This window comes from Kitasatospora sp. NPDC114501, assembly GCF_055633695.1.
Genome location: NZ_JBVKDS010000013.1, coordinates 167,154 through 191,163 on the forward strand (window position 1 = coordinate 167,154; position 24,010 = coordinate 191,163).

Annotated in this window: 20 protein-coding genes; 9 read left to right on the plus strand and 11 right to left on the minus strand. The window is 73.8% G+C overall.

Annotated features, from left to right (window positions below; genetic code table 11):
* The first annotated feature begins 1 nt into the window (after nt 1).
* Together ACZ7RU_RS24625 and ACZ7RU_RS24630 are read left to right on the plus strand one after the other, a co-directional pair.
* Nucleotides 2-1,624: a S8 family peptidase gene (locus tag ACZ7RU_RS24625; RefSeq protein ID WP_470343114.1), complete on the plus strand. Its 1,623-nt coding sequence runs from the start codon at nt 2-4 to the stop codon at nt 1,622-1,624.
* A gap of 108 nt (nt 1,625-1,732) precedes the next feature.
* Nucleotides 1,733-3,100 carry a hypothetical protein gene (locus ACZ7RU_RS24630; RefSeq protein ID WP_470343115.1) on the plus strand — a complete coding sequence of 456 codons (1,368 nt, stop codon included), beginning with the start codon at nt 1,733-1,735 and terminating at the stop codon, nt 3,098-3,100.
* Nucleotides 3,101-3,192: 92 nt separating this feature from the next.
* Here ACZ7RU_RS24630 and ACZ7RU_RS24635 read toward each other — a convergent pair whose 3' ends face one another.
* Nucleotides 3,193-4,491: a M20 metallopeptidase family protein gene (locus ACZ7RU_RS24635; RefSeq protein WP_470343116.1), complete on the minus strand. Its 1,299-nt coding sequence runs from the start codon at nt 4,489-4,491 to the stop codon at nt 3,193-3,195.
* A 420-nt stretch (nt 4,492-4,911) separates the two neighbouring features.
* On the opposite strand from ACZ7RU_RS24635, the gene ACZ7RU_RS24640 reads away from it, so the two are divergent.
* Nucleotides 4,912-6,546, plus strand: a complete 1,635-nt coding sequence (locus tag ACZ7RU_RS24640; protein WP_470343117.1) for a carbohydrate binding domain-containing protein — start codon at nt 4,912-4,914, stop codon at nt 6,544-6,546.
* 94 nt (nt 6,547-6,640) lie between these two features.
* Here the strand turns inward: ACZ7RU_RS24640 and ACZ7RU_RS24645 are convergent, their stop codons facing one another.
* The gene (locus ACZ7RU_RS24645) at nt 6,641-7,090 is read right to left on the minus strand and encodes an Lrp/AsnC family transcriptional regulator (protein ID WP_470343118.1); all 450 of its coding nucleotides are present in this window, start codon (nt 7,088-7,090) and stop codon (nt 6,641-6,643) included.
* A 75-nt stretch (nt 7,091-7,165) separates the two neighbouring features.
* On the opposite strand from ACZ7RU_RS24645, the gene ACZ7RU_RS24650 reads away from it, so the two are divergent.
* Together ACZ7RU_RS24650 and ACZ7RU_RS24655 are read left to right on the plus strand one after the other, a co-directional pair.
* Nucleotides 7,166-8,083: an SMP-30/gluconolactonase/LRE family protein gene (locus tag ACZ7RU_RS24650; RefSeq protein WP_470343119.1), complete on the plus strand. Its 918-nt coding sequence runs from the start codon at nt 7,166-7,168 to the stop codon at nt 8,081-8,083.
* A 135-nt stretch (nt 8,084-8,218) separates the two neighbouring features.
* A complete protein-coding gene (locus tag ACZ7RU_RS24655) occupies nt 8,219-10,600 on the plus strand; it encodes a preATP grasp domain-containing protein (protein WP_470343120.1) in 2,382 nt (793 codons plus the stop codon).
* A gap of 106 nt (nt 10,601-10,706) precedes the next feature.
* Here the strand turns inward: ACZ7RU_RS24655 and ACZ7RU_RS24660 are convergent, their stop codons facing one another.
* From ACZ7RU_RS24660 to ACZ7RU_RS24670, 3 genes are read right to left on the minus strand one after another with little or no spacing between them, the layout of a single operon-like run.
* Entirely contained in the window at nt 10,707-11,237 is a 531-nt protein-coding gene (locus ACZ7RU_RS24660; protein ID WP_470343121.1) for a MaoC family dehydratase, read from the minus strand.
* Between the two features lie 18 nt (nt 11,238-11,255).
* Nucleotides 11,256-12,491: an 8-amino-7-oxononanoate synthase family protein gene (locus ACZ7RU_RS24665; RefSeq protein WP_470343122.1), complete on the minus strand. Its 1,236-nt coding sequence runs from the start codon at nt 12,489-12,491 to the stop codon at nt 11,256-11,258.
* Between the two features lie 2 nt (nt 12,492-12,493).
* Entirely contained in the window at nt 12,494-13,438 is a 945-nt protein-coding gene (locus tag ACZ7RU_RS24670) for an HpcH/HpaI aldolase/citrate lyase family protein (RefSeq protein ID WP_470343123.1), read from the minus strand.
* 273 nt (nt 13,439-13,711) lie between these two features.
* Between ACZ7RU_RS24670 and ACZ7RU_RS24675 the strand changes: the two genes are divergently transcribed.
* Together ACZ7RU_RS24675 and ACZ7RU_RS24680 are read left to right on the plus strand one after the other, a co-directional pair.
* Nucleotides 13,712-15,538 (plus strand): nSTAND1 domain-containing NTPase, encoded by a 1,827-nt coding sequence (locus ACZ7RU_RS24675; RefSeq protein WP_470343124.1) that lies wholly within the window; start codon nt 13,712-13,714, stop codon nt 15,536-15,538.
* Between the two features lie 407 nt (nt 15,539-15,945).
* Complete coding sequence (locus ACZ7RU_RS24680) at nt 15,946-17,025, plus strand: inosamine-phosphate amidinotransferase 1 (RefSeq protein WP_470343125.1); 1,080 nt, start codon at nt 15,946-15,948, stop codon at nt 17,023-17,025.
* A 58-nt stretch (nt 17,026-17,083) separates the two neighbouring features.
* Here ACZ7RU_RS24680 and ACZ7RU_RS24685 read toward each other — a convergent pair whose 3' ends face one another.
* Nucleotides 17,084-17,929 carry an SAM-dependent methyltransferase gene (locus ACZ7RU_RS24685; RefSeq protein WP_470343126.1) on the minus strand — a complete coding sequence of 282 codons (846 nt, stop codon included), beginning with the start codon at nt 17,927-17,929 and terminating at the stop codon, nt 17,084-17,086.
* A gap of 189 nt (nt 17,930-18,118) precedes the next feature.
* Here ACZ7RU_RS24685 and ACZ7RU_RS24690 point away from each other — a divergent pair, with 189 nt between their 5' ends.
* Entirely contained in the window at nt 18,119-18,961 is an 843-nt protein-coding gene (locus tag ACZ7RU_RS24690; RefSeq protein ID WP_470343127.1) for a PIG-L family deacetylase, read from the plus strand.
* An 89-nt stretch (nt 18,962-19,050) separates the two neighbouring features.
* On the opposite strand, the gene ACZ7RU_RS24695 is transcribed toward ACZ7RU_RS24690, so the two are convergent.
* From ACZ7RU_RS24695 to ACZ7RU_RS24715, 5 genes are all read right to left on the minus strand, one after another.
* Entirely contained in the window at nt 19,051-19,254 is a 204-nt protein-coding gene (locus tag ACZ7RU_RS24695; RefSeq protein WP_470343128.1) for a hypothetical protein, read from the minus strand.
* Nucleotides 19,255-19,296: 42 nt separating this feature from the next.
* Nucleotides 19,297-19,647 (minus strand): hypothetical protein, encoded by a 351-nt coding sequence (locus tag ACZ7RU_RS24700; RefSeq protein ID WP_470343129.1) that lies wholly within the window; start codon nt 19,645-19,647, stop codon nt 19,297-19,299.
* Between the two features lie 114 nt (nt 19,648-19,761).
* A complete protein-coding gene (locus ACZ7RU_RS24705; protein WP_470343130.1) occupies nt 19,762-19,953 on the minus strand; it encodes a hypothetical protein in 192 nt (63 codons plus the stop codon).
* 67 nt (nt 19,954-20,020) lie between these two features.
* Nucleotides 20,021-20,203, minus strand: coding sequence for a hypothetical protein (locus ACZ7RU_RS24710; RefSeq protein WP_470343131.1), 183 nt, complete (start codon nt 20,201-20,203; stop codon nt 20,021-20,023).
* A gap of 68 nt (nt 20,204-20,271) precedes the next feature.
* Complete coding sequence (locus ACZ7RU_RS24715) at nt 20,272-22,749, minus strand: cyanobactin maturation protease PatG family protein (protein WP_470343132.1); 2,478 nt, start codon at nt 22,747-22,749, stop codon at nt 20,272-20,274.
* Between the two features lie 505 nt (nt 22,750-23,254).
* On the opposite strand from ACZ7RU_RS24715, the gene ACZ7RU_RS24720 reads away from it, so the two are divergent.
* The gene (locus tag ACZ7RU_RS24720) at nt 23,255-23,968 is read left to right on the plus strand and encodes an AfsR/SARP family transcriptional regulator (protein WP_470343133.1); all 714 of its coding nucleotides are present in this window, start codon (nt 23,255-23,257) and stop codon (nt 23,966-23,968) included.
* Nucleotides 23,969-24,010 lie beyond the last annotated feature (42 nt).

Below are 24,010 nucleotides of genomic sequence, written 5' to 3' on the forward strand. Positions count from 1 at the left end.
CATGGCGTACGAGCCCGAGAGCCCCTTCCGGTCACCGATCGTGGGTGACCTCAACCTGGCCCCGCCCGGGGTCGCGTTCCGGGCGGCGGGGGAGGACGAGGCGGAGCGGCAGGTGCCGATGCTGATCGAGCTGAACCTGCGCTACCCCGGCGGGCTACAGGTGGTCCGGGACGAGTTCTACGCGCTCTGGGGGCACTACGCGGGACGGTCCCACGGGTGGTGGCCCGAGGAGGTCAGCTCGGGGAGCCATGTGCAGCCCGAGGTGCCCCAGGGGCTCGCCCTGGTCGCGCCGAAGCTGTACCAGACGGTTCTCTCCCGTGCGGACCTCGGCGAGCTGGTGGAGGACGACCGGCGGACCGCGATCCTGACCGGCCGCCCGCCGATCATCTTCCGGGTGTGGCCGGACTACCCGCTGTACCCGCAGATCGACCGCTCGGCGCCCACCGTGAAGGCCAACGCCGCCTGGCGCGCCTACGACGCGCGCGGCAGCGGGATCGTGTGGGCGGTCATCGACAGCGGCATCGACGCGACCCACCCGCACTTCTCCCAGCTGGAGCTCGCGGCCGAGGGGCGGGGCGAGGATCTGCCGCACGGGCGGACCAGTCGGCTGCACCGCGACTTCAGCTTCCTGGTGAACCCGGACGACCCCTCGGCGCAGCCGACCGGGGCGGCGGCGGACCAGGACCCGGCCTCGCCGCGGAACCCCGCGCCGCCGCTGGTGGACGACAGCGGGCACGGCACGCACGTCGCCGGGATCATCGCGGGCTGCACCCCGGACGGCATGACGCCGCGGGTGGCGACGCCGGACGAGCCCGGGGACAGCGGATACGTCGCGCGGGCCGGCGCGGACCGGCTGTCCGGGATGGCGCCGGCCTGCGAACTGGTCAGCATCAAGGTGATGAGGCGCAGCCGCCAGGGCACCTTCGTCACCTCCTCCAGCGCCGTCATCCGCGCGCTGACCTACCTGCGGACCGAGGTCAACGTGGACCCGGCGGTGCTGCGCGTGCACGGCGTCAACATGAGCCTCGGCTGCGAGTGGCGGCCCGACCAGTACGCCGCCGGCCAGTCCCCGCTCTGCCAGGCCGTGGGCCAGGTGGTCGCCTCCGGCGTGGTCGTGGTGGTCTCCACCGGCAACTACGGTGCCCGGCGGGAGGCCGCCAGCACCTCGGCCGTCATGGGCTCGATCACCGAACCGGCCCACGCCGAGGACTGCATCGCGGTCGGGTCCACCCACCGGGAGGCGCCGCACGCCTTCGGCGTCACCTGGACCTCGGGCAAGGGGCCGACGCTCGACGGGCGGATGAAACCCGATGTCGTGGCGCCCGGCGAGTGGATCGCCTCGGCCGCCACCGGCGACGTCCGGGCCACCGCCGGGCTGACCCCGGCCCCGGGGGACCCGGTTCCGGAGAGCCTGCTGACGTACGCCGAGCAGTCGGGCACCTCGATGGCGGCGCCGCACGTCTCCGGGGTGATCGCGGCCTTCCTGTCCGCCCGGCCGGAGTTCATCGGCCGGCCGCGGCAGGTGAAGAGCCTGCTCACCTCCTCCGCCACCGACCTCGGCCGGGAGCGGTACGCGCAGGGGGCGGGCCTGGTGGACCTGATGCGGATGCTGGCGAACGTCTGACGGACGAGCGGATGAATCGACGAACGGACGAACGGGCGAATTGACGAGCGGACGAACCGACGAACCGACGAACGGTCACCCGGAAAGCCACCCGAAAGGTCACGTGCGATGAGGCGACTGCCGACCAACGAGCCCGTGTGGGACCTCACCTTCGACGAGAAGGGGGTGCTGACCGCACCGGCGGCGGGTGACTTCCTCGACGAGGTGACGGCCGAGGAGGTGACGGACCTGTTCGTGTTCAGCCACGGGTGGGGCAACTCCGCACAGCAGGCCCGCGAGCTCTACGACGCGATGTTCCCGCTGATCCGGGAGGCCGGAAGCGGCGCGGCGAAGCTCGGCACGGTGGGGTTCGCGGGCGTCTACTGGCCCTCGCTCTGGTTCCCGCCCACCCCGGCGACCCCGCCGACGGCGGTCGCCGCGCCCCAGGCCGGCGGCGGCGCCGTGGCGGGCCCCGACGCCGGAACGGCCGCCGTGTCCGGGACGGACATCGCGCTGTCGCTGGCCGAGGGCTTCGCCGACCCGGTTCAGCGGCGGACGGTGACGGAGATCGGCCGGCTCATCGACGAGGGGGAGGCGGCGGCCGGTACCGGGGAGACCGACCCGGCCAAGGAGCAACGCCTGGCGCGGATCCACCAGTTGATCCAGTCCCTGGTGCCGCCGCCCGCGCCCCACGGCGAGTTCGAGGACTCGGGCGAGACCGCGCTGCTGCTGGACACCGATCCGAAGACGGCGTACCAGGCCGCCGCCGAGGCCTTCGGCAGCGCGCCGCCCGGCTCCTCCACCCAGGGCGTCGGCGACTGGTTCCGCAACGCCGTGAACGGGGCGAAGGACGCGCTGCGGGTGCTCTCGTTCTCGATCATGAAGGCCCGGGCCGGGGACATCGGCCGGGGCGGCCTCGGGCCGCTGCTCGGCACCCTGCACGGCCGCTCGCCCGGCCTGCGGGTGCACCTGGTCGGCCACAGCTTCGGCGCCCGGCTGGTCTCCTTCGCCCTGGCCGGCGTCGGCGCGGCAGCCGACAGCCCGGTGGCCTCGCTGCTGCTGATCCAGGGCGCGTTCTCGCACTGGTCCTTCGCCCACGCCCAGGACAACCCGTTCGGCAGCGCGGGCGCCCTGAACACCCTCGCGGACCGGGTGCACGGCCCGCTCGTCGCCACCCACACCGTCCACGACTGGGCGGTCGGCGTCTGGTACCCGAAGGCCTCCTTCCTCGCCCGGCAGGACTCCGAGGCCGATGTCGCCGGGCGCTGGGGCGGCATGGGCGCGGACGGGTACCAGGCCGTGGCGCCGGCCGAGGACCGGCTGATGCCGGCCGACGGCGGCGGCGACTACGGCTTCGCGCCCGGAACCTTCTACCGGGTGAACGCCGCCGCCGTCATCAACGACGTGGAGGGCCAGCCCTTCGCGGGGGCGCACTCCGACATCCGCAAGCCCCAGGTGGCCGCGCTCGCGGTGGCCGCCGCGACGGCGGGCGCGTAGCGGGGGCCGTGGCGGCGGGGGCCGGGGCATCAGAGGGTCTCGGGAGGGGGCGACCGGGTGAGCGCGGCCCGGCCGGGCGGCCCCGGACCGGTTCAGCCGGATGCGGGGGCGAGGGTGCCGGTGAGGTGGTCGAGGGCGACGTGGGCGTGCAGCCGGACGCCGGTGACCAGGGTGTCGTCGTCCACGTAGAAGCGGGGGTTGTGGTTGACGGCCGCGCCGCGGCCGCCGGGGGTGGGCCGGAGCCCGCCGTCCGAGGTGAACTCCAGGTCCTGGACGCCGAGGAGGACGTAGAGGCCGCCGTAGGCGTTGACGAATTCGGAGACGTCGTCGTAGCCGAGCGTGGGAGGGGTCGGTACGACGCGGTCCGGGCCGACGACGCGGCGGAAGGTGGGCAGCGCGGCGTCGAGCCACTCCCTGCGGTTGTGCACGGCGGGCACCTCCTGGAGGTAGTCCACGGTAGCGGTGCAGTGGTAGGCGGCGGCGGTGTTCTCGGCGAGGGTCGTCAGCCGTTTCCGCAGGTCGGCCATGTCGGCCTCGACCGAGCAGCGGATGGTGCCCCACAGGGTGACGGTCTCGCCGATGATGTTGAAGCGGCCGACGTCCTCGATGTGGCCGATGGTGACGGTGACCGGGTCGACGGCCGGCACCTGCCGGTAGAGCTGGCCGATGCCGGTGAGCACCGCGCCGGCGGCCGGCATCGGGTCGATGCCCTCCCACGGGGTGGAGCCGTGGACCTGCCGGCCGCTGATGACGATCTTGACAAGGCAGGAGGCGCCGAACTGGTTGCCCTCCCGGTAGCCCACGTACCCCTTGGGCAGCGGGACGACGTGCAGGCCGAAGACCATGGTGGGGGCCGGGTCGGTGAACACGCCCTGGCGCAGCATCTCCCGCGCCCCGCCCGGCTCGTCCACCGGCGGCCCCTCCTCGGCGGGCTGGAAGACGAACACCACCGTGCCCGGCAGCTGCTCGCGGACCCCGGCCAGCACCGTGGCGGCGCCCAGCAGCATCGCCGTGTGCGCGTCGTGGCCGCAGGCGTGCGAGACCGGGAACGGGCCGCCGGGGTAGTCCGCGTCCACCAGGGCGGAGGCGAAGGACTCCCCGCACAGGTCCCTGACCGGCAGCGCGTCGGTGTCGGCGCGCAGCGCCACTACGCGTTCCCCGGGCGCTCCACCGCGCAGGACGCCGACGACGCCGTGACCGGCGATGCCGGTGCGCACCTCGTCCAGGCCGAGGGAGCGCAGGTGCTCGGCGATGAGGCCGGCGGTGTCGCTCTCGCGGTTGGAGAGCTCCGGGTGCTGGTGCAGGTGCCGCCGCCAGGCCACCACCTGGGCGGCTCCCCGGGCGGCGCGGCGGTCCAGCTCGGCGTGGACGGCGTTGATCGGGTCGGGCATCTGCGGCCTCCGGCGGGGGTTGGCGGTCGACTCGACGCTAACCGAGCGCGCCGCCCCCGGCACTGCCGGAGGCCGCTCGACGTGCGGGGCCTCAGGATGCCCTGGGGTGATTGGTCCAGACCTCAAATGGTCCAGACCTATTGACGCGCCTTGCCGCCCCTCCTACGATCCGGACCGGCACAGCCCCACCTGTTTCCCCCACTTCACCCAGAGCCGGGCGTCACGCCCCCACGCGTCGGTCATGTCCATGACGCTCGGCGGAAAGGGAGCACCATGTTCCGTCGGAGGTCGCGCACTCCACGCCCGTCGGGCGGGTTCCGCCCCAGCTCGGACCCCGGCCGCCTCGACGCCGACCAGGCCGGCGGCGGGCCGCTCCCGGCTCCTCGCCCGCGGCGGGCGGCCGTGGAGCGCGCGGCGCGGGTGAACCGGACCGGTCGCGCCGCGTCCGGGCCGACCGTCCTGCGGCGCTCCCTCGCCGGGGTGAGCGCCGCCGCCCTGATCGGGGCGGGCATCGCCGTGGCCGGGACCGTCACGGCCGGGGCCGCCACCCCCGACCTGGTGGCCAACCCGGGCTTCGAGAACGGGCTTTCCGACTGGAGCTGCACGGGTGGCTCCGGCACGGCCGTCGGCAGCCCCGTCCACTCCGGGGCGTCCGCGCTCAAGGCCACGCCGACCGGCCAGGACACCGCCCAGTGCACCCAGACCGTCAGCGTGCAGCCCAACTCCCAGTACACGCTGAGCGCCTACGTCCAGGGCAGCTACGTCTACCTGGGCGCCACCGGCACCGGCGTCACCAACGCCTCGACCTGGACGGCGAACAGCGCGTCGTACGGCCGGCTCAGCGTCGGCTTCACCACCGGGGCGAACACCACCTCGGTGACCGTCTACCTGCACGGCTGGTACGGGCAGCCCGCGTTCTTCGCGGACGACGTTTCGCTCACCGGCCCCGGCGGCAGCAGCCCCTCGCCGACCACCACGCCGACCAACACGCCGACGGCGACCGCCACGCCGACCACCACGCCCACGCCGACGGCGACCGCCACGCCGACCACGACCGCCACGCCCACGTCGACGCCGACCACCACGACGCCGCCGAACGAGACCTGCCCCACGAAGCCCAAGCCGTCGGGCAAGGTCCTCCAGGGCTACTGGGAGAACTGGGACGGCGCCCTCAACGGCGTCCACCCCGGCATGGGCTGGGTCCCCATCACGGACAGCCGGATGGCCGCGCACGGCTACAACGTCATCAACGCCGCCTTCCCGGTGATCCTCTCGGACGGCACCGTCCTGTGGCAGGACGGCATGGACGCCAACGTCAAGGTCTCGACGCCCGCCGAGATGTGCCAGGCCAAGGCGGCAGGCGCGACGATCCTGATGTCGATCGGCGGCGCCGCCGCGGGCATCGACCTGAGCTCCAGCACCGTCGCCGACCGGTTCGTGGCGACCGTGGTCCCGATCCTCAAGAAGTACAACTTCGACGGGATCGACATCGACATCGAGACCGGCCTGTCCGGAAGCGGCAACATCAACACGCTCTCCGCCTCCCAGGCCAACCTGATCCGCATCATCGACGGCGTACTCGCCCAGATGCCCGCGGGCTTCGGCCTGACGATGGCCCCCGAGACCGCTTACGTCACCGGCGGCAGCGTCAACTACGGGTCGATCTGGGGCGCCTACCTGCCGATCGTCAAGAAGTACGCCGACAACGGGCAGCTGTGGTGGCTGAACATGCAGTACTACAACGGCAGCATGTACGGCTGCTCCGGCGACTCCTACCAGGCGGGCACCGTCCAGGGCTTCACCGCGCAGACCACCTGCCTGAACAACGGCCTGACCATCCAGGGCACCACGATCAGGGTGCCCTACGACAAGCAGGTGCCCGGCCTGCCGGCCCAGCCCGGCGCGGGCGGCGGCTACATGGATCCGGGGCTGGTCGGCCAGTCGTGGAACGCCTTCAGCGGTTCGCTGAAGGGGCTCATGACGTGGTCGATCAACTGGGACGGCTCGAAGGGCTGGAGCTTCGGCGACAACGTCAGGCGCCTCCAGGGCCGTTGAGGTCCCATAGGCCGTCCCCCGGCCGACCACTGATCCACTGATCCACCGCTGACACGCATCCCGCGCCCCGGCCGCAGCCGGGGCGCGGCCGTGTTCAGGGTGCGGGCGGGCGCTCGAAGAAGGTCTCCAGGACGACGGTCGCCTGGGTGCCGCTCACGCCGTCGATCGCGTAGAGCCGCCGCAGGACGCCCTGGAGCTGTTCGGTGGTCGCCGTCCGCACCTTCACCAGCACCGAGGCGCTGCCCGCGATGACGTGGGCCTCCTCGATCTCGGGTATCGCGGTGAACGCCTGCGCCGAATCGCCCATCCAGGCCGTGGAGTCCACCATCACGAAGGAGAGCACCCCGAGCCCGAGGCTCTTCGGGTCGACCTCCACCGTGGTGCGGCGGACCACGCCGCGTTCGCGCAGCTTGCGCACCCGCTCGTGCGCCGCCGCCGTGGAGAGCCCGACGGCCCTGCCCAGCGCCGCGTAGGGCTGTCCGGCGTCCTCCTGTAGCAGGGCGAGCAACGCGCGGTCCGTGTCGTCGAGCTGATCGGAAGTCATGGTGGGACCATACCGCGTTCTGTCATACTGCGACTCGCCGGAACAGATCCGGCAGAAGTCGAAACGTGGTGAACGATGTCTGGCTCCACCGAGTTCGGGCTGTACGAGGTACTGGACGACCGCTTCCGCCGCTGCGCCAACGGCGACATCCGGCTGGAGAAGCTGTACGGCGACTGCCGGTGGGCCGAGGGCCCGGTCTACCTGCCGGCCTGGCGCCAGGTGGTCTGGAGCGACATCCCCAACGACCGGCTTCTGCGCTGGGACGAGGCCACCGGAACGGTCGGCGTCTTCCGCTCCCCGGCCGGCCACCCCAACGGCAACACCCTCGACCGCGAGGGCCGACTGATCAGCTGCGAGCAGGGCAACCGCCGGGTGACCCGCACCGAGCACGACGGCCGGATCACCGTCCTCGCCGAGCGCTACCGGGGCAAGCGGCTCAACTCGCCCAACGACGCGGTGGTCCGCTCGGACGGCGCGATCTGGTTCTCCGACCCGGACTTCGGCATCACCTCCGACTACGAGGGCCACCAGGCCGAGTCCGAGATCGGCGCCCGCAACCTCTACCGGATCGACCCGCACAGCGGAGAGGTCCAGCTCGCCGCCGACGGCTTCGACGGCCCCAACGGGCTGGTCCTCTCGCTCGACGAGCGGCAGCTCTACGTCAACGACAGCCGGGCCGGGCACATCCGGCTCTTCGACATCCAGGAGGACGGCACCCTCACCGGCGACCGGATCTTCGTCAAGGGCGTCGGCTGCCGCTTCGACAACATCCGCTTCGACCGCGACGGGCGGCTCTGGGCGGCGGCCTTCGGCGACGGCGTCCACTGCTACGCCCCCGACGGCACCCTCATCGGCCGCCTCCTCGTCCCCGAGCCCGTCTCCAACCTCACCTTCGGCGGCCCGAAGAACAACCGGCTGTTCATCACCGCCACCACCTCGCTCTACTCCCTGGTGGTGTCCGTGACGGGCACCCACCGGGTCTCCTTCCGGTAGGGGACAGGCCCGAGGTTGTTCGGCGTTTTGTTCAATGACCGAGGGCCGAACCAGAACAACCCCGGTGCGCTACACCGGTAGCGCGCGCCACACCCGTGTCGCGCGTCGGACACCGGCCCATGGGGATTTCACCAGATGACGACGCTCTGCATCGCGAACAACCGCACCGAGGAGATGGTCGGGGACCTCACCGGCATGACGCCGCTGGAGCAGCTGCTCGCCGGATGCGGGGCGCAGCGGATGCTCTGGTGGGCCCGGGACGGCGACGTCCTGGTGCTGCCCTGGGGCCCCGACCCGGAGTTCCTGGCGTACGTCACCGGGCTGACCGGCGTGCGGGCCGACAGCCTGACCTTCGTGGTGCCGCCGCCGGGCGCCCGGGGCGACCAGGTGCTCACCACCGACCGGCTGGCCGACCCGGGCTTCCGCGCGGAGCTGCGCCGCGCCCTGAAGGGCCGCTCCGTCGACGAGGTGCTGGCCATCTCGCCGAACGCCGCGGTGGCCGAGCTGGCGGCCGCGCTCGGCGTGGCGCACGCCATGCCGGGCCTGCCCTTCGCCGCGCAGGGCGGCAACGCCCTGGTGAACAGCAAGGCCGGGTTCCGGGCGCTGGCCGCCGGCGCCGGGGTGCCGATCCCGCCCGGCACGGTGGCCGGCTCGCCCGCCGAGGTCGAGGCCGCCGTCGAGCACCTGCTGGCGCAGGGGCACAGCGTGATGGTGAAGGTCGAGTACCAGGCGGGCGGCCTGGGCAACGAGATCCTGGCCCGGGACGAGCGGGTGGAGGCGGTCGGCGCCGAGCGGGTGGTGCCGCTGCCGGACCGGGCGGCGGTGGCCGCGTACGTGGCCGAGCGGTGGACCTGGCTGACCGGCGGGCGTGGCCAACGGGTGGTGGTGGAACGGTACTTCGCCGACTCCGCGCCGCTGTACGCCCAGTTCCTCCTCGACGACGCGGCCGTGGTGCTCGCCGGCTGCGGCGAGATGGTGATGCGGCCGGTGGTGGCCGGGGAGATCACCCCGCCGGTGACCCCGGACGCCGACGCCAGGGCCGAACTCGTCCACCAGGGCGCCCGGTTGTGCGAGGCGCTGCGGGCGATCGGCTACCGGGGCACGGTCAGCGCGGACGCCGTGCTCACCCCCAAGGGCGAGATCTACTTCCACGAGACCAACGCCCGGCTCACCGGCTCCAGCCACCTGCACGACGTCTACCTCGGCCGCCTGCTGCGCGAGGAGCACCGCGGCTCGCGCTCCTTCCTGGAGCTCGGCGGCCTCCGGGTGCCCTCCTTCGCCGAGGCCCTGGCGGCGGTCGGCGCGGCCGGGCTGGCCTTCGACCCGCGGTCCGGCACCGGGGTGCTGTTCAGCAGCGACTTCGGGCCCGCCGACGGCTCGGTGATGTACTGCGTGGTCGCCGAGAGCCCGGAGGGCGCCCGCGCCCTGGAGACCGCGCTGCTCGCGCTGTTCGCCGGGACGGAGCCCGTGGCGGACGGGGCCGTGGTGGACGGGACCGAGTCGGAGGCGTCCGAGGCGGCCGTGGACGGGGTGGCCGTGGCGGACGGGGGCGGGACCGGGACCGGGATGCGCGCCGTGGTGATCCACCGCTACGGCGGCCCGGAGGAGCTCCGCACCGAGACGGTGCCGGAGCCGGTGGCCGCCCCTGGCCGGGTGCTGGTGGACGTCACCCTGGCCGGGCTCAACTACGCCGACCTGGAGATCCGCGCCGGCGAGTACCTGCGGCTCCCGCTGCCGGCGGTGCTCGGCGTCGACGTGGTCGGGCGCCGCCGCGCGGACGGGAAGCGGGTCGTCGCGCTGCTGCGCACCGGAGGCGGGTACGCCGAGGCGGCCGTCCCCGAGGCGGCGCACACCGTGGAGGTACCGGACGGCGTGGACGACGAGCAGGCGCTCGGGCTGCTGGAGCAGGGGGCGACGGCCTACGGCGCGCTGACCCTGGCGGGGCGGCTGCGGGCGGGCGAGTCCGTCGCGGTGACCGCGGCCGCGGGCGGGGTCGGCCACCTCGCGGTGCAACTGGCCAGGGAGCTGGGCGCGGGCCGGATCGTCGGCCTGGCCTCCACCCCGGAGAAGCGGGAGTTCGTGCGCGAGCTCGGCGCCGACCTCGTGCTCGACCCGGCGGACCCCGACCTGGCCGCGCGGCTCGCGGAGTCGGGCGGGGTGGACCTGTACCTCGACTCGGTCGGCGGCCCGCTGCTGCGCGCCGGGCTGGCCGGGCTGGCCCCCTTCGGGCGGCTGGTGTCGGTCGGGGCGCGGGGCGGGGTGGAGGACGGCTTCACGATGAACGAGCTGACCGAGCGCTCGGCGGGGGCGCAGGGCTTCTGGCTCAAGCACGTCCTGGCGGACCGGGCGCTGTTCGAGCGCGTCGCCGACCACATGTTCCGGCTCGCCGCCGAGGGCCGGCTGGTGGCGCGGATCGACCGGACCGTACCGCTGTCCGGGGTGGCCGCGGCGCACCGGGCGATGGCCGCGCGGCAGACCATGGGCAAGGTGCTGGTGGACGTCCGCCGCGAGGCGTGAGTGACCCGCGGGGAGGGCGGTCGGCCGCCCTCCCCGCAGGTCGCGGCCGCCGTCCCCGTGGACGCGACCGGGCCCGACGGCGGAGACCGTCGGGCCCGGTGGTGCGTCAGTACCCGGCGACCTCGTCCAGGCCGTGGCCGCGCAGCGGGACGAGGAAGCTGCGCTCGAACACCACCACGGCCTCGCCGGTGGACTTCGTCCCGGTGGTGCGGCAGCGGACGATGCCCTGTCCGGGGCGGCTCTCGGACAGCCGCTTGGCGAGGGTCTCGGTCTCCGCGTAGAGGGTGTCGCCGGCGAACACCGGGTGGGTCATCCGGATGTTCTCCCAGCCCAGGTTGGCGATGGTGCGCCCGCTCGTCGAGCGGGCGGTCATCCCGCCGACGATGCTGAGCGTCACCAGGCTGGAGACGATCGGCTTCCCCCAGGGGGTGTGCGCGCTGTAGGCGGCGTCGATGTGCAGCGGGGCGTCGTTCATGCTCAGCATGCTCATCAGCACGTTGTCGAGCTCGGTGACGGTCCGTCCGGGGCGGTGCTCGACCACCTCGCCGACCTCGAACTCCTCGTAGTAGCGGCCGACCACCTCGCGGTAGCGGCGATCGCCGATCCGTCGGTAGCCGGCGGGTTCGGTGCTGTCCATCGCGGCTGCTCCCAGGTCCTAGAGGTCGGCGGTGAGTTCCTTGACGTGGCCGGCGAACTCGCGGATCAGCCGCTCGTCCATGTCGGCGCGCAGCATCAGCCGCAGCCCGGCCTCGCCCTTGGGCACGATCGGGAAGAACACCGCGGAGCTGTAGAAGCCGCGCTCGAAGAGCTGGGCGGACAGCTTGACCGCCCGCTCGCCCTCCCCGACGTCGACCCGGCGCACCGGCAGGCCGTTGCCCGCGAAGGTGGTCGGCAGCAGCTCGTCGAAGAGCTCGATGTTGCGGGCCAGCTTCGCCTGCAGCTCGCCCAGTTCGGGGGAACGGTGGATGGCGGCGCTGGCCAGCGAGGCGCCGACCATCGGCAGCGGGATGTTCTGCGACCAGCCGATCGGGCCGGCGTGCCGGTGCAGGAACTCGAACTGCTCGCGGTTGCCGAGCATCGCGACGCCGCCGCTGGTGCCGAAGGCCTTGCCGAGGCTCGCGGTGATCACCGTCAGCGGGTTCATCTCCAGCCGGGAGCGGACGTAGCCCTCGCCGCGCTCGCCCGCGATGGACAGCGAGTGGGAGTCGTCGATGTAGAGGAACAGCCCGTAGCGGTCCTGGAGTTCGAGCAGCCCGTCGAGGGCCGCGGTGCCGCCCATCGAGTAGGCGCCGTCGGCCACGTAGGCGACGCGCGGGTACTTGCGGCAGACGTCCTCGAGGTAGTTCAGGTCGTTGTGCGGACAGGTCAGCACCAGCGACTCGTCCCCGCAGACCGGCTTCATGTACGCCATGCAGAAGTGGCAGAAGCGGTCGAAGACCATCACCCGGGGCCCGCCGCCGCCCTGACAGGTGCCGTCCAGGTGGCCGGAGGCGATCAGCGGCAGGATGCCGGCGGTGAGCGTGGTACAGGACGCTCCCGGCAGGATGTGGGCGCCGAACAGCTCGCCGAGCTCCTCTTCCAGCCGCACCAGCAGGTTGTGCCGGATCCGGGTGGTGGAGAGGACCAGCGAGGTGCTGCGGGTCTCGGTGAGCGCGTCCACCGCGCCGGCCAGGACCGCGGGGTGGTTGTTCAGGCCCAGGTACGAGCAGGAGACCATGTTGGCGAACTCGTGGCCGGTCTCGCGGACGATCAGCCGGTTGTTGGACTCCGAGTCCGCGGTGATGCCGATCAGGCCGTTGGCGGCGGCGGCCTGCCAGACCGGGTCGGCGGCGGCCAGCATGGCCTCGGCGTTGCGGTACCGGCGCGGGCCGAGGACGGTTTCTTCGGTCATCGTCACTTCTCCGTCATGGTCGGGATGTCGGTTGGCGGGTCGCCCTGAGGGTGGTGCGGACCGTCGGGCCGGGCCGGGACGCCGGACTGGGCCGGGATCTCGGGCCGCGGCGGGTCGAACTGCTCGATCAGCCGCTGCGAGGCCTCGAAGAACGGCATGCCGACCATCACCCCGTCCACCACGGTGACCGAGCGGCCGTTCTCCAGGCCCGCCGCGACCACCCGGCGGGCGCGTTCCAGCAGTGCCTCGTCCGGGCTGAACATCTCGTTGATCAGCGGTAGCTGGCGCGGGTGGACGGCGATCTTGCCGCTGAACCCGAAGTCCCGGGCGAGCCCGGCCTCCCGGCGCAGCCCGGTGAGGTCGGAGACCTCGAAGAACGGCGCGTCCATCGCCTCCACCCCCGCGGCGCGGGCGCTGTTGACCACCCGGGCGCGGGCGTGGGCCAGGGCCTCCCAGGAGAGCCGGGCGCCGACCGCGAAGGCGTAGTCCGCGGAGCCGAAGACCAGCCCGCGCAACCGGTGCCCGGCGGCCGCGATGGCGGGCGCGTGCTCGATGCCCAGCGGGGTCTCCACGACGGCCAGGAACTCCGTCTCCGGGCAGTCGGCGGCGAGCGCGCCGGCGGCGATCTCGACGTCCCGGGGGGACTCCGCCATCGGGATCAGCACCAGGTCCGGTTTGACCCGGTACCGGGCGATGGCGATCAGGTCGCGCAGGCCGTCCGGCCCGGACAGGGTGTTGATGCGCACCGCACTGCGCGCGAGCTTGGTGGACGGGAGCGCGAAGAACTCCTCGGCGAGCCGACGGGCCTGCTCCTTCCGGGTGGGTGGGACCGAATCCTCCAGATCGACCATGGCGATGTCGGCCCCGGACTGGTGGCTCTTGGTGTACCGCTCCACCGCCATCGCGGGTGTGGACAGGAGGGAACGGCAGTACCGCGTGAACCTCATGGATATCTCCGAAGTCAGCGAGGGCTGCGGGTTCCGGTTCTATCCCACCGGCTTTGTTCGGCGCCGTGCGGCTGGACATTGAACATCAACTCGGAACAACCGACCCGCACGCACCATTGTTTGATGCCAATGGTGCTGTGCATGATGAATCAACGGGGGGGATGGAAACGAGGCATGCGCGTCGTGTGTGGCGCGTGTGGTGTGTGTGGCATGTGTGGCGAACGGGAAATCCGGGGTTTCAGGACACAGCTTCAACGGAGAAGGGGGGCCGTAGTGCCGCGTCGGGAGAGTCCACTGGACCCTGGGGACGGGCCGCTGCTGCGCTTCGCGGGCGACCTACGGGCTCTGCGGGCGCGCGCCGGGAGTCCGCCGTACCGTCAACTCGCCCTCCGGGCGCACTGTTCGGCGGCCAGCCTGTCGGTGGCGGCGGGCGGCCGGCGGCTGCCCAGCCTCGCCGTCACCCTCGGGTACGTCCAGGCCTGCGGCGGGGACGTGCGGGAGTGGCGGCACCGCTGGCAGCTGCTCGCCGCCGAACTGGCCGCCGACACCGCCGCCCGGCGGCGCGCCCAGGACGTCGGACGGGCCCCCTACCCCGGTGCGGCGGCGTTCGAGGCGGTCGACGCCGAGCGGTTCTTCGGCCGCGAGGCGCTGCTGGAGCGGCTGGTCGCCCTGCTGGCCGAACGGCGGCTGGTGATCCTCGCCGGGCCGTCCGGGGCGGGCAAGTCCTCGCTGGTCAGAGCCGGTCTGCTGGCCCGGCTCGGCGGGGCCCCGGCCGCCGCCGGTGCGGCTGCCGCGAGAAGCGGGGCCGGGGGCGGGACGGGCCGGCCCCCGGCCGAGGGCGGTGTCCCGGTGGCGCTGCTGACCCCCGGTGAACGGCCCATGGAGGCGTACACCCTCGCGCTCGCCCGGCTCGGGCAGCGCGCCGGGGAGGCGCGGCGCGGCGCGTCCGGACCGACGGCCGGCGACCCGGTGCTGGTGGTGGACCAGGGCGAGCAGCTGTACACCCGCTGCCGGGACGGTGCCGAGCGGGCGCGCTTCCTGGACGCCCTGGTGGCGACCGCCGGAGGCGGCGCGGGCGAGGCGCCGGACGGGCTGCCGGTGGCGGCGCCGGCCCGCTGCCGGGTGGTGCTGGTGCTCCGCTCGGACCACTGCGGGCCGCTGTTCGCCGAACACCCCGGACTGGCCGGGGCCGGCCGGCACGCGGTGCTGTCGGTGGGGCGCCCGGCGCCGGACGAGTTACGGCGGGCGATCACCGAGCCGGCGTTACGGTCCGGCTGCACCGTGGAGGGTGCGCTGCTGGCGGTGCTCATCTCGACCGCCGCGCAGCAGCCGGGCGCGCTGCCGCTGGTGTCCACGGCCCTGCTGGAGACCTGGCGGCGGCGCAGCGGCAACGCGCTGACCCTGGCCGGGTTCCAGGCCACCGGAGGATTCGAGGGCGCGCTCGCCCGGACCGCGGAGTCGCTGTACAACGGGCTGGAGGCGTCCGACCAGGCCCGGGCGCAGGCGGTGTTCCTGCGCCTCGGGGGCGAGTTGCTCGGCGCCGGGGAGGAGGCCGCCGGCGGGGCGACGGCCCTGGGCGACGGGCTGGGGCCGGCCGGCGACCTGGGGCCCGGTGGCGACGAGGGCACCCGCAAGCCCGTGCGGCGGGCCGAGTTCGACGACCCCGGGGTGCCCGAGGTGATCGAACGGCTGGTCCGGGCCCGGCTGGTGGTGGTGGACCGGGACACCGTCGAGCTGTCCCACCACGCGCTGCCGCAGGCCTGGCCCCGGCTGCGCGGATGGCTGGCGGAGGACCGCGCGGCGCTGGGGGAGCAGTGCAGGCTCAGCTCGGCCGCCCGGGGCTGGGCGGCCGCCGACCGGGATCCGGAACTGCTCTACCGGGGCGTCCGGTTGGAGCAGCTGATGCGGCGGGTGGCGGCCGGGGAGCTGGCCGCGGCCGGGGTCGAACGGGCCTTCCTGGCGGCCTCGGCCCGGGCGGCGGTCGCCGACCGGCGCCGGGCGCAGCGCCAGAACCTGGCGGTGGCCGGCGTCGCCGCGGCGGGCGGGGCGCTGCTGGCGCTGGCGGGCGGGAACCGGATCCGGCGGGCCTGGCGGTGGTGACGCCGGAACCGGGCCACCCGGGTGTTGATCGGCCTCGGACGGGGGGAGTTGAACAACGGGCGGCCCCTCGCGGGCTCGTCCCGGCGGCGCGTCCGGTGCCGATCACGGTCCTTGCGCCGCCGTCGGTCGTCCGGGTAGCTTGACAGGCGATCCCGGCCCTTCGAAAAGCGAATTCGGCTGCCCGGCCGGGGATTTACCGTACGCCGTGGTCGGCCGGAGCCGGCCGGGGATCAACGGGTTCCGATTTCCGTCGCCGGCTCCGCACGCCCAGGGGGGGGATCTCACCGCGCCGACGGCTCGCGGTGGTTCGGCGCCGACCGGGCCCCGTCCGTCCTGCGGTGCGGTTCGAAACCGTCGTGTTCGCAGTCCTTTCTCCGCGTTTCCTCGACCCTTGTCAAGGGGGAGTCATGTCCGATTCGGCCCGTCCGGTCCACAGCTGGGACGAATTCACCACACTGCGGGAGATCGTGGTCGGGACCGCCGTCGGCGCCCGGCTGCCCGAGCAGACCGAGCCGTCCTCCTGGCTGTCCTGCTTCCCGAAGACCAGTGCCGCCGAGCTCGCCTCGATCGAGGCCGGCCCCTACTCGCGGCAGGTCGTGGAGGAGACCGAGGAGGACCTGGACGCGCTGGTCGCCACCCTGCGCGGCCTCGGCGTCACCGTCCACCAGCCCGGAACGGTCGACCACGCGGCCGAGTTCGCCTCCCCGCTCTGGCGGGCCGACGGCGGCTTCCACTCCTACTGCCCGCGGGACCTGACGCTGGTGGTCGGCGAGACGCTGATCGAGGTGGCGAGCCCGATGCGGCAGCGCTACTTCGAGGTCTTCGGGCTGCGCGGACTCTTCCAGGACTACCTGCTCCGCGGCGCGCGCTGGCTGGCCGCTCCCCGGCCGCAACTGGCGGACGAGCTGTTCGAGTTCGACGCGGACGGGCTCCCCCTGCTGGGCGAGGCCGAGCCGGTCTTCGACGCCGCGAACGTGCTGCGGCTCGGCCGGGACGTGTTCTACCAGGTCTCCCGCAGCGGCAACGAACTCGGCCTGCGCTGGCTGGAGTCCACCCTCGGCCTGCTCGGCGACGGCGGGCTGCGGCTGCACCCGCTGCGCGACGTCTACGGCTACACCCACATCGACAGCACCATCGCGCTGCTGCGGCCGGGGCTGGTGCTGCTCAACCCGGACCGGATCAGTCCGGAGACCGTCCCGGAGCCGCTGCGGGGCTGGGACGTCCTGTGGTGCCCGCCGGCCGAGCCCTCGGGTGACGCGCCGGAGCACGCGCTCAGCGAGAGCTGGATCAGCATGAACCTGCTGATGGTCTCGCCGGACACGGCGATCGTCGAGGCCGGCCAGGAGGGCCTGATCAAGCTGCTGGAGCACGCCGGGATCACCGTCCTGCCGCACCGGCTGCGGCACTCCCGGGTGCTCGGCGGCGGCTTCCACTGCGTGACCCTGGACATCCGGCGCGACGGCGGGCTGGAGGACTACCTGTCCTGACCCAGGTCCGCGCGGGGCCCGGTCGGCGGCCGAGGGCGGGCGGCCGGGCCCGCGCCGGTCAGGGTTTGCGGGCCAGCCCGCAGGAGATCAGCCGCTCCCACACCGGCAGGTCGCCCTCGCCCACGGGAACCGCCCGCGCCGCTTCGGTCCCCGTGTCGGGTTCCGGTTCCGGACGCCACAGCGGGCAGGGGACCAGCCCCGGTTCGAGCAGTTCCAGGCCGTCGAACAGCGCGAGGATCTCCTCGTCGGTGCGCCAGCGGCCGCGGCCGAAGCTCTCCTGCAGCTTCCGTTCCGCGCGTCCGACCTCCGTGTTCCCGCCGGTGTCCCCCGGGGAGCGGAAGTGGGAGAGGTAGACCAGGCTGCCCGAGGGCACCCGGTCCACCCACCAGCGCACCAGGTCGGCGGGCCGCTCGGAGTCCTCCAGGTGGTGCAGGACGGCGCTGAAGACCACCCCCACCGGCTCGTCGAAGTCGATCAGCCGCCGGACGTCGGGGTGCCGGTGGATCTCCGCCGGCTCGCGCAGGTCCGCCCGGACCAGCGCGGTGCGGGGGTCGGCGGCCAGCAGGGCACGACCGTGGGCGAGGACGGTCGGATCGTTGTCGACGTAGGCGACCCGGGCGCCGGTGTCCTGCCGCCGGGCCGCCTGGTGCACGTTCTCGGCGGTGGGCAGACCGCTGCCCAGGTCGACGAACTGGTGGATGCCGTCGCGGGCCATGGCGCCCACGGCGCGGATCAGCGCCCGGCGGTTGGCGAACGCCATGGCCGCCGAACCGGGCAGCTGCCGGAGGAAGAAGTCGCCGACCTCGCGGTCGACGGCGTAGTTGTCCTTGCCGCCGAGCAGGTAGTCGTAGACCCGGGCGATGCTCGGCTTCGACTGATCGATCCTGGCGGTGTGATCGGGCATGGGAACCAACCCGTCCCTGGGAGCCGTTGTCGCCTCGATCGTAGGAGAGCCGTCCCGGCCCGGCTCGTCGGCGGCGGGTGGCCGGGTGAGGCCGCCGGGCCGCCGCGGGACGGGACAAACCGCGAGCGACCACCCGCCCCCGTGGCGCAGACTGGGGGAGATGACTTTCCGGAGCGAAGGATGGACCACATGGCTGACCGGCCGTTGACCCTGATGGCGGTGCACGCCCACCCCGACGACGAGGCCACCGGGACCGGAGGTGTCCTCGCCCGCTACGCGGCGGAGGGCATCCGCACGGTGCTCGTCACGTGTACGGACGGCAGGTGCGGTGACGGACCGGGCGGGGCCAAGCCGGGCGAGCCCGGCCACGACCCGGCGGCCGTCGCCGCGATGCGCCGGCAGGAACTGGAGGCCAGCTGCGAGGTGTTGAAGGTCAATCACCTGGAGCTGCTGGAGTACGCCGACTCCGGGATGATGGGCTGGGCCAGCAACGACGAGCCCGGGTCGTTCTGGCGCACCCCGGTGGCGGACGGCGCCGCCCGCCTCGCCGAACTGATGCGGCACTACCGGCCCGACGTGGTCGTCACCTACGACGAGAACGGGTTCTACGGCCACCCCGACCACATCCAGGCCCACCGCATCACGATGGCGGCCCTGGAGCTGACCGACCTGGCGCCGAAGGTCTACTGGACCACGGCGCCGCGTTCGGCGATGCGGCGCTTCGGGGAGGTGATGCGCGAGTTCGGCGCCGGCGGGGAGCAGCCGGATCCTGCGGAGGCGGAGGAGATGCCGGACATGTCCGAGATCGGCCTGCCCGACGAGGAGATCACCACCTGGGTGGACACCACCGCCTTCGGCGGGCAGAAGTTCGACGCCCTGGCCGCGCACGCCAGCCAGGGCGAGAACATCTTCTTCCTGAAGATGGGGAAGGAACGGTTCACCGAACTGATGGGCGTGGAGACGTTCCTGCGGGTCAGGGACACCACCGGCGCGGCCGTCCCCGAGAACGACCTCTTCGCCGGCCTGCGCTGACCCCGGGCCTCGGCACGGTGCGCCGGCCGCGGGGTGGAAGGGCCTCGCGGCCGGCGCGGCGCGGACTCGGTGTCCGCGGGTGGATCCCGTCAGAGCAGCAGGCCGCCGGCGATCGGGGCCACCGTCTTGACGACGCTCCAGGCGTCGTCCCAGAAGCTGTCGGCCTCGACGCCGGGGGAGTCGCCCAGGGCGCCGCCGGTGCGGCCGGTGCGGTCGATCGGCGGGGCGAGCCTCGGGAGCTGCGGGGTGGGGGACCACGCCCGGTGTTCCGCGCGGACGTCTTCCATGGTCATGGTCGTTCTTCCCTTCGTGTGTGCGGGGACCGCCGGCAGGGGTCAGTGGAGGCCTCCGATGGCGGGGGGCGGTGGCGGCATGCAACCGGGGGTGGGGGCACCGCCGCAGGCCCAGGGGGACGGGTCCGCGAAGCTGGGGCCGTAGAGCCCCCCGGGGCCGTCCATGATCAGTGTGGTCGGGTGCGCGGTGGACGCCGCGCCCGCCCGCGAGACGGGGGCCACGACGGCCGCCGGCCGCGGGCCACCGGTGAATCCGACCATCGCCCTCATCGGCGACCTGGCCGCGTTCCGGTCCTCGCCGACGTCGACGGTCTCCTTGTACACCTTCAGGTACGCCTCGTAGCCGACCGTGCGGTCGATCGACGGCACCTGGGGCGGCGGCTGCTCGTACATGGTCGTGCCTCTCCTGTCCGGTGCTCCGGTGAGCGGTCGTGCGTGGCCGTGTCACCGGGCGGGGTGGCCGGCGCCGGACCCTTTGGGGCCCGTCGCCGGCGCTTGGGCGGGTCATCAGAAGAGCGTCCCGAGCAGGTCCGCGCCGCCGCTGATGAGCTTGCCCCAGTTGATGTCGGCCTCGACGCCGGGGGAGTCGCCCAGGGCGCCGCCGGTGCGGCCGGTGCGGTCCACCGGCGCGGCCAGCTTCGGGAGCTGCGGGGTGGGGGACCAGGCCCGGTGCTCCTCACGGAATTCTTCGTTGGTCATTTCTGCTCATCCCTTCTCGTCGTGCTGGTTGCACCCCGTCCTGCGGCAGGCCCGTCGGGGCGGGCCGTCAGAGGGCGGCGTAGCACATGCTCCTGGCCGGGCCGGTGAGACCGGCGCAGGCGGACCGGGCCGGAGCGACGCCCGGGTCGGCGGGCAGCCGGCCGGCCTCGTCCCGGCCGTCCCTGCGGACCGGTGCGGCGAGGACCGGCAGTCTGGGTGTGGGCCTGGGGGGTGCTGCGGGGGTTCTCATGATCCGCCTCCTCCTGACGGATGGCGTGGGGTCGTCCCGTCGGCGTGGGCACCGACGGCGCCGGGTGTTCAGGACTCGAGGAACTGGTGGGCCGGTGCCAGGGTGACGGGGAACTCGTCGCTGACGTCCACCGTGAACAGCATGCTGACCCGCGCGTGCCGGTCGTCCTCGGGGTCGAAGAAGGTCACCTTCACGTCCTGGCAGTCCGATCCCATGCGGCAGTACGGGCTCTTCGCGACCGAGATGGTGTCGATGCAGTAGAGCGAGACCGGGGTGTCGGGACGCCTGACGTTGCTGGGGACGCTCTGGCCCAGCAGCATGGCCTTGCTGATCGGGCCGGCGATCGAGAACGCGTTCGTCCCGGCCGAGTTCAGCGCCCGGTCGGCGGAGGTCTGCCCGAGGTTGCGGAACTGGTAGTAGACCTTGTCGAGGAACGCGTCCATGGTCTTGCGGACGTAGTCCTCGTCGATCGTCAGCGACTCGTGCACCGCCTGGCCCAGGACGGCCTTCACCACGGCGTCCACCAGCTGCTTCTGGTACCAGATGTAGACGCCACGGCTCTTCACCTCGACGACGGGCACGACCTGTCCGGAGAACAGCCGGACGGTCCGGTCGGTCAGTCGGCCGGGTACCGAGATCCGGGAGATGTAGCCGTCCTCGTCCTGGGTGTACCTGTTCTGGCCGAGGTACGCGTCCCGGAACGACCGGTAGACCGTGGACACGGGCGGGGCGGGCGAGGCGAGTGCCATCAGGGCGTCCGCGAGCTTGCCGCGATCGTTGATCATCGCCTCCACGTCCGCCTTCGTGGCCCCGAGCTGCACGAGGGGCGTACCGCTCCAGTCCATGCCCGCCGCGGGTTCGGCCTCCAACGCGTAGACCGGCGTGCTCTCCAGGTTCAGGGTCCAGGTGACCTTGTCGGAGGCCCACGGGTTGACGGTCAGGTACCTGTGCAGCTGCTCGGCGTCGTAGGGGTTGGCGGGCACTTCCCTCGTCACGCCCGGCTGGCCCTCGACGGGCTTCTCGACCGGGTCCATCAGCTGGCGGAAGCTGTCCCGGCGGGCCTCGGTCCGGAAGTCCACGCCGACCTGGCCGATCGCGAACACCAGCGGGCGGTTGTTGGTGGAGGCACAGGACGGCCGGACGCCGCCGCCGGCCGGTGCGCCGCCCGACGGCCCGGCCCCCGCGGCCCCGCCGCCCTGGCACGCGCAGGGGGCCGCCGGGGCCTGGCCGAGCGCCGTGGCGCCGACCGGCGGCGCGGGCGCGGCCGGGGCGGGCGGTGGGACGGGGACGGGGCTCACGGGCGGCACGCCCGCGGCGGTGGCGCCCGTCACCCCGGCGGCTGCGGCCGGGGCGACGGCTTCGAACGGTGCTGCCTGAGCTGCCGGTACGGCCTGGAGGGCCTGGACGGCCTCCTGGCCCGGTGCGGCCTGGGCGACAGGGGCCGGCTGCGCGGCCGGTGCGAGCTGGGCGGCCTGAACGGCCTCTGCGGTGGCGGCGGGAACACTCTGGGTGTCCATGGTGCTGGCTCCCTCGTGCGAGTCGTAAGGGGAGGTCCCGAGCAGCGAGGGTGCGCCGGCCGTGGCGACCCCGACCTCGGGGGAGAGGGTGGTGCGGCGGACGCCGTCCGCCGTGGGCCCGGTGCCGGCCGGACGTTCCGTCAGGTCTCCACGGGTGATCAGCTCGTACGCCCGGGCCGCGTCCAGGTGGCCGACCAGCCGGCGCCGGCACTCCGGCGCGTCGGCGGGTGCGCAGGGTACGGACCGCGCGCCCCGCAGCAGGGCCTGGCCGGCCGCCCGCGGGTCGGGCCGGTGCCCCGCCCGCAGCTGCGCGCCGACCAGCAGGGCGGCGACCCCGGACACCAGCGGTGTGGCGAAGCTGCTGCCGGTCAGGACCGCGGTTCCGCCGCCCGGGGCGGCGCCCTCGACGTCGCGCCCGGGGGCGAGCAGGCCGTGGGCCGCGTACGCGGAGCCCCAGTTGCTGATGTCCAGCGGCTCGCCGTCCGGGCCGGCCGCGCCGACGGCGAGCACCGTCGGGACGGAGGCCGGCACCTGGGCGCAGTCGCAGCCGTCGTTGCCGACGGCCGCGACCACCAGGACCCCGCTTCCGTCGCACAGCCGCAGCGCCCGCTCCAGCATGGGGTCCGGCTGGGTGTCCCGGCCGAGTTCGCCCCCGCTGATGTTGATGATGTGCGCACCCTCCTGCACGGCGCGTTCGACGGCCCGGGCCAGGTCGAGTTGGGGCACCCGGCCCTCGCCCGCGTCCGTGAAGACCGGCAGGACCAGTCCGCGGCAGCGCGGGGCGATCCCGGCGACCGGGCCGCCGGGCCGGCCGAAGAGCAGGCTCGCGACATGGGTGCCGTGCAGGGACATCGGGCCGTTGCCGGCCGGTTCGGCGACGAGCGTGTCCAGCCGGGTGAGGTCCGCGCCGTCGAAGCAGGGGTGTGACAGGTCGACGGGACCGTCCAGGACGGCGATGCACACGGCCGGGTCGCCGAGGAGTCCGTCCTCGGGGGCGGGGACACCGCGCAGCACCGATCTGGCCTTCATGGGGGATCGCCTTCCGATGGCGGGCGGGGCGTCGGGTGCGCTCCGCCGTTCAGCAGGTGCTGCCAGTCAACGGGCCGGCCGTCGCGCGGGTGTGCCGGGGAGCGTCACAGCCGGTGCGGGGGCGCCGTCGCGGACGCGTCGCGTCCTCGTGGCGGATCCGCCGTGGCCCTTGTCCGCGCCACGGGCCGGTGGATGCACGCACCGTGACCGCCGGCGCGTCCGCGGACCGGACGGTGTGTTCGCGGTGGACCGACGGTTGCTCCAACACCCGTTCGGGGGCGGCCCATTAGGGTGTCGGGCGGTCGGTCGCGGGGCGTGGTCGTGACGGTCGGCGACGACGGCCGTGACGTCCGGGCGGCGTCACGGCGACGTGGTCGCAACATCCGTGCGACGCACGCGCGACGGAGGACCGGGGCCGGACGGACACCGTCGTGACGGGCCCCGGCCGCAACCGGATCGCGTCCGAACGGGTGCGGGCGGCGGTGTGCCGCGCCAGAGTGGGGGTGTGTTGTGGGACGGTCCGAGCATCGAACTGCTCCGGGGCTTCGAGGCCACCGGTGAGGGACACCGCATCGCCCTCCCGATGAGTGCGCAGCACCTGCTGGCCTTCCTCGCCCTGCACGACGACGGTGTGCCGCGCGGCGCGGCCGCCGAGCGGCTCTGGCCGGACTGCACCCAGCGCCGCGCGGCCGCGAACCTGCGCACCGCCCTCTACCACGTGCGGCGGCGCGCGCGTGCCGTCCCGGTCGAGAGCCCGGGGCAGTGGCTGCGCCTGGCGCCGTCGGTCCGGGTGGACCTGCGCGCCGCCCGCCGCTCGGCACGGCAAGTCGTCGCCGGGCTCGACCAGTTGCCGACGAGCTGTGACACGATCGTGGACGACCTCGCCGCCGAACTGCTGCCGGGCTGGGAGGAGGAGTGGCTGACCCTGGAACGCGAGCGGTGGGATCAGCTGCGGCTGTACGCCCTGGAGAGCCTGGCCCACCAACTGTGCGACGCGGAGCACTACCTGTCGGCGTTGCAGACCGCGCTGGCGGCGATCGCCATCGACCCCGTCCGGGAGACGGCCCACCGGATCGTGGTCGAGGTGCACCTCGCCGAGGGCAACCTCGCCAGCGCGCTGCGCTCCTACCAGCACTACCGCTCGTTCCTGCAGCGGGAGCTCAACGTCGCCCCCTCGCCGAAGATGACCGGGCTGGTGCGGAACCTCCTGCGGATGTGAGCGGCGCCGGGCCCGGCGCCGCCACGACCCGGCCCGGACGGA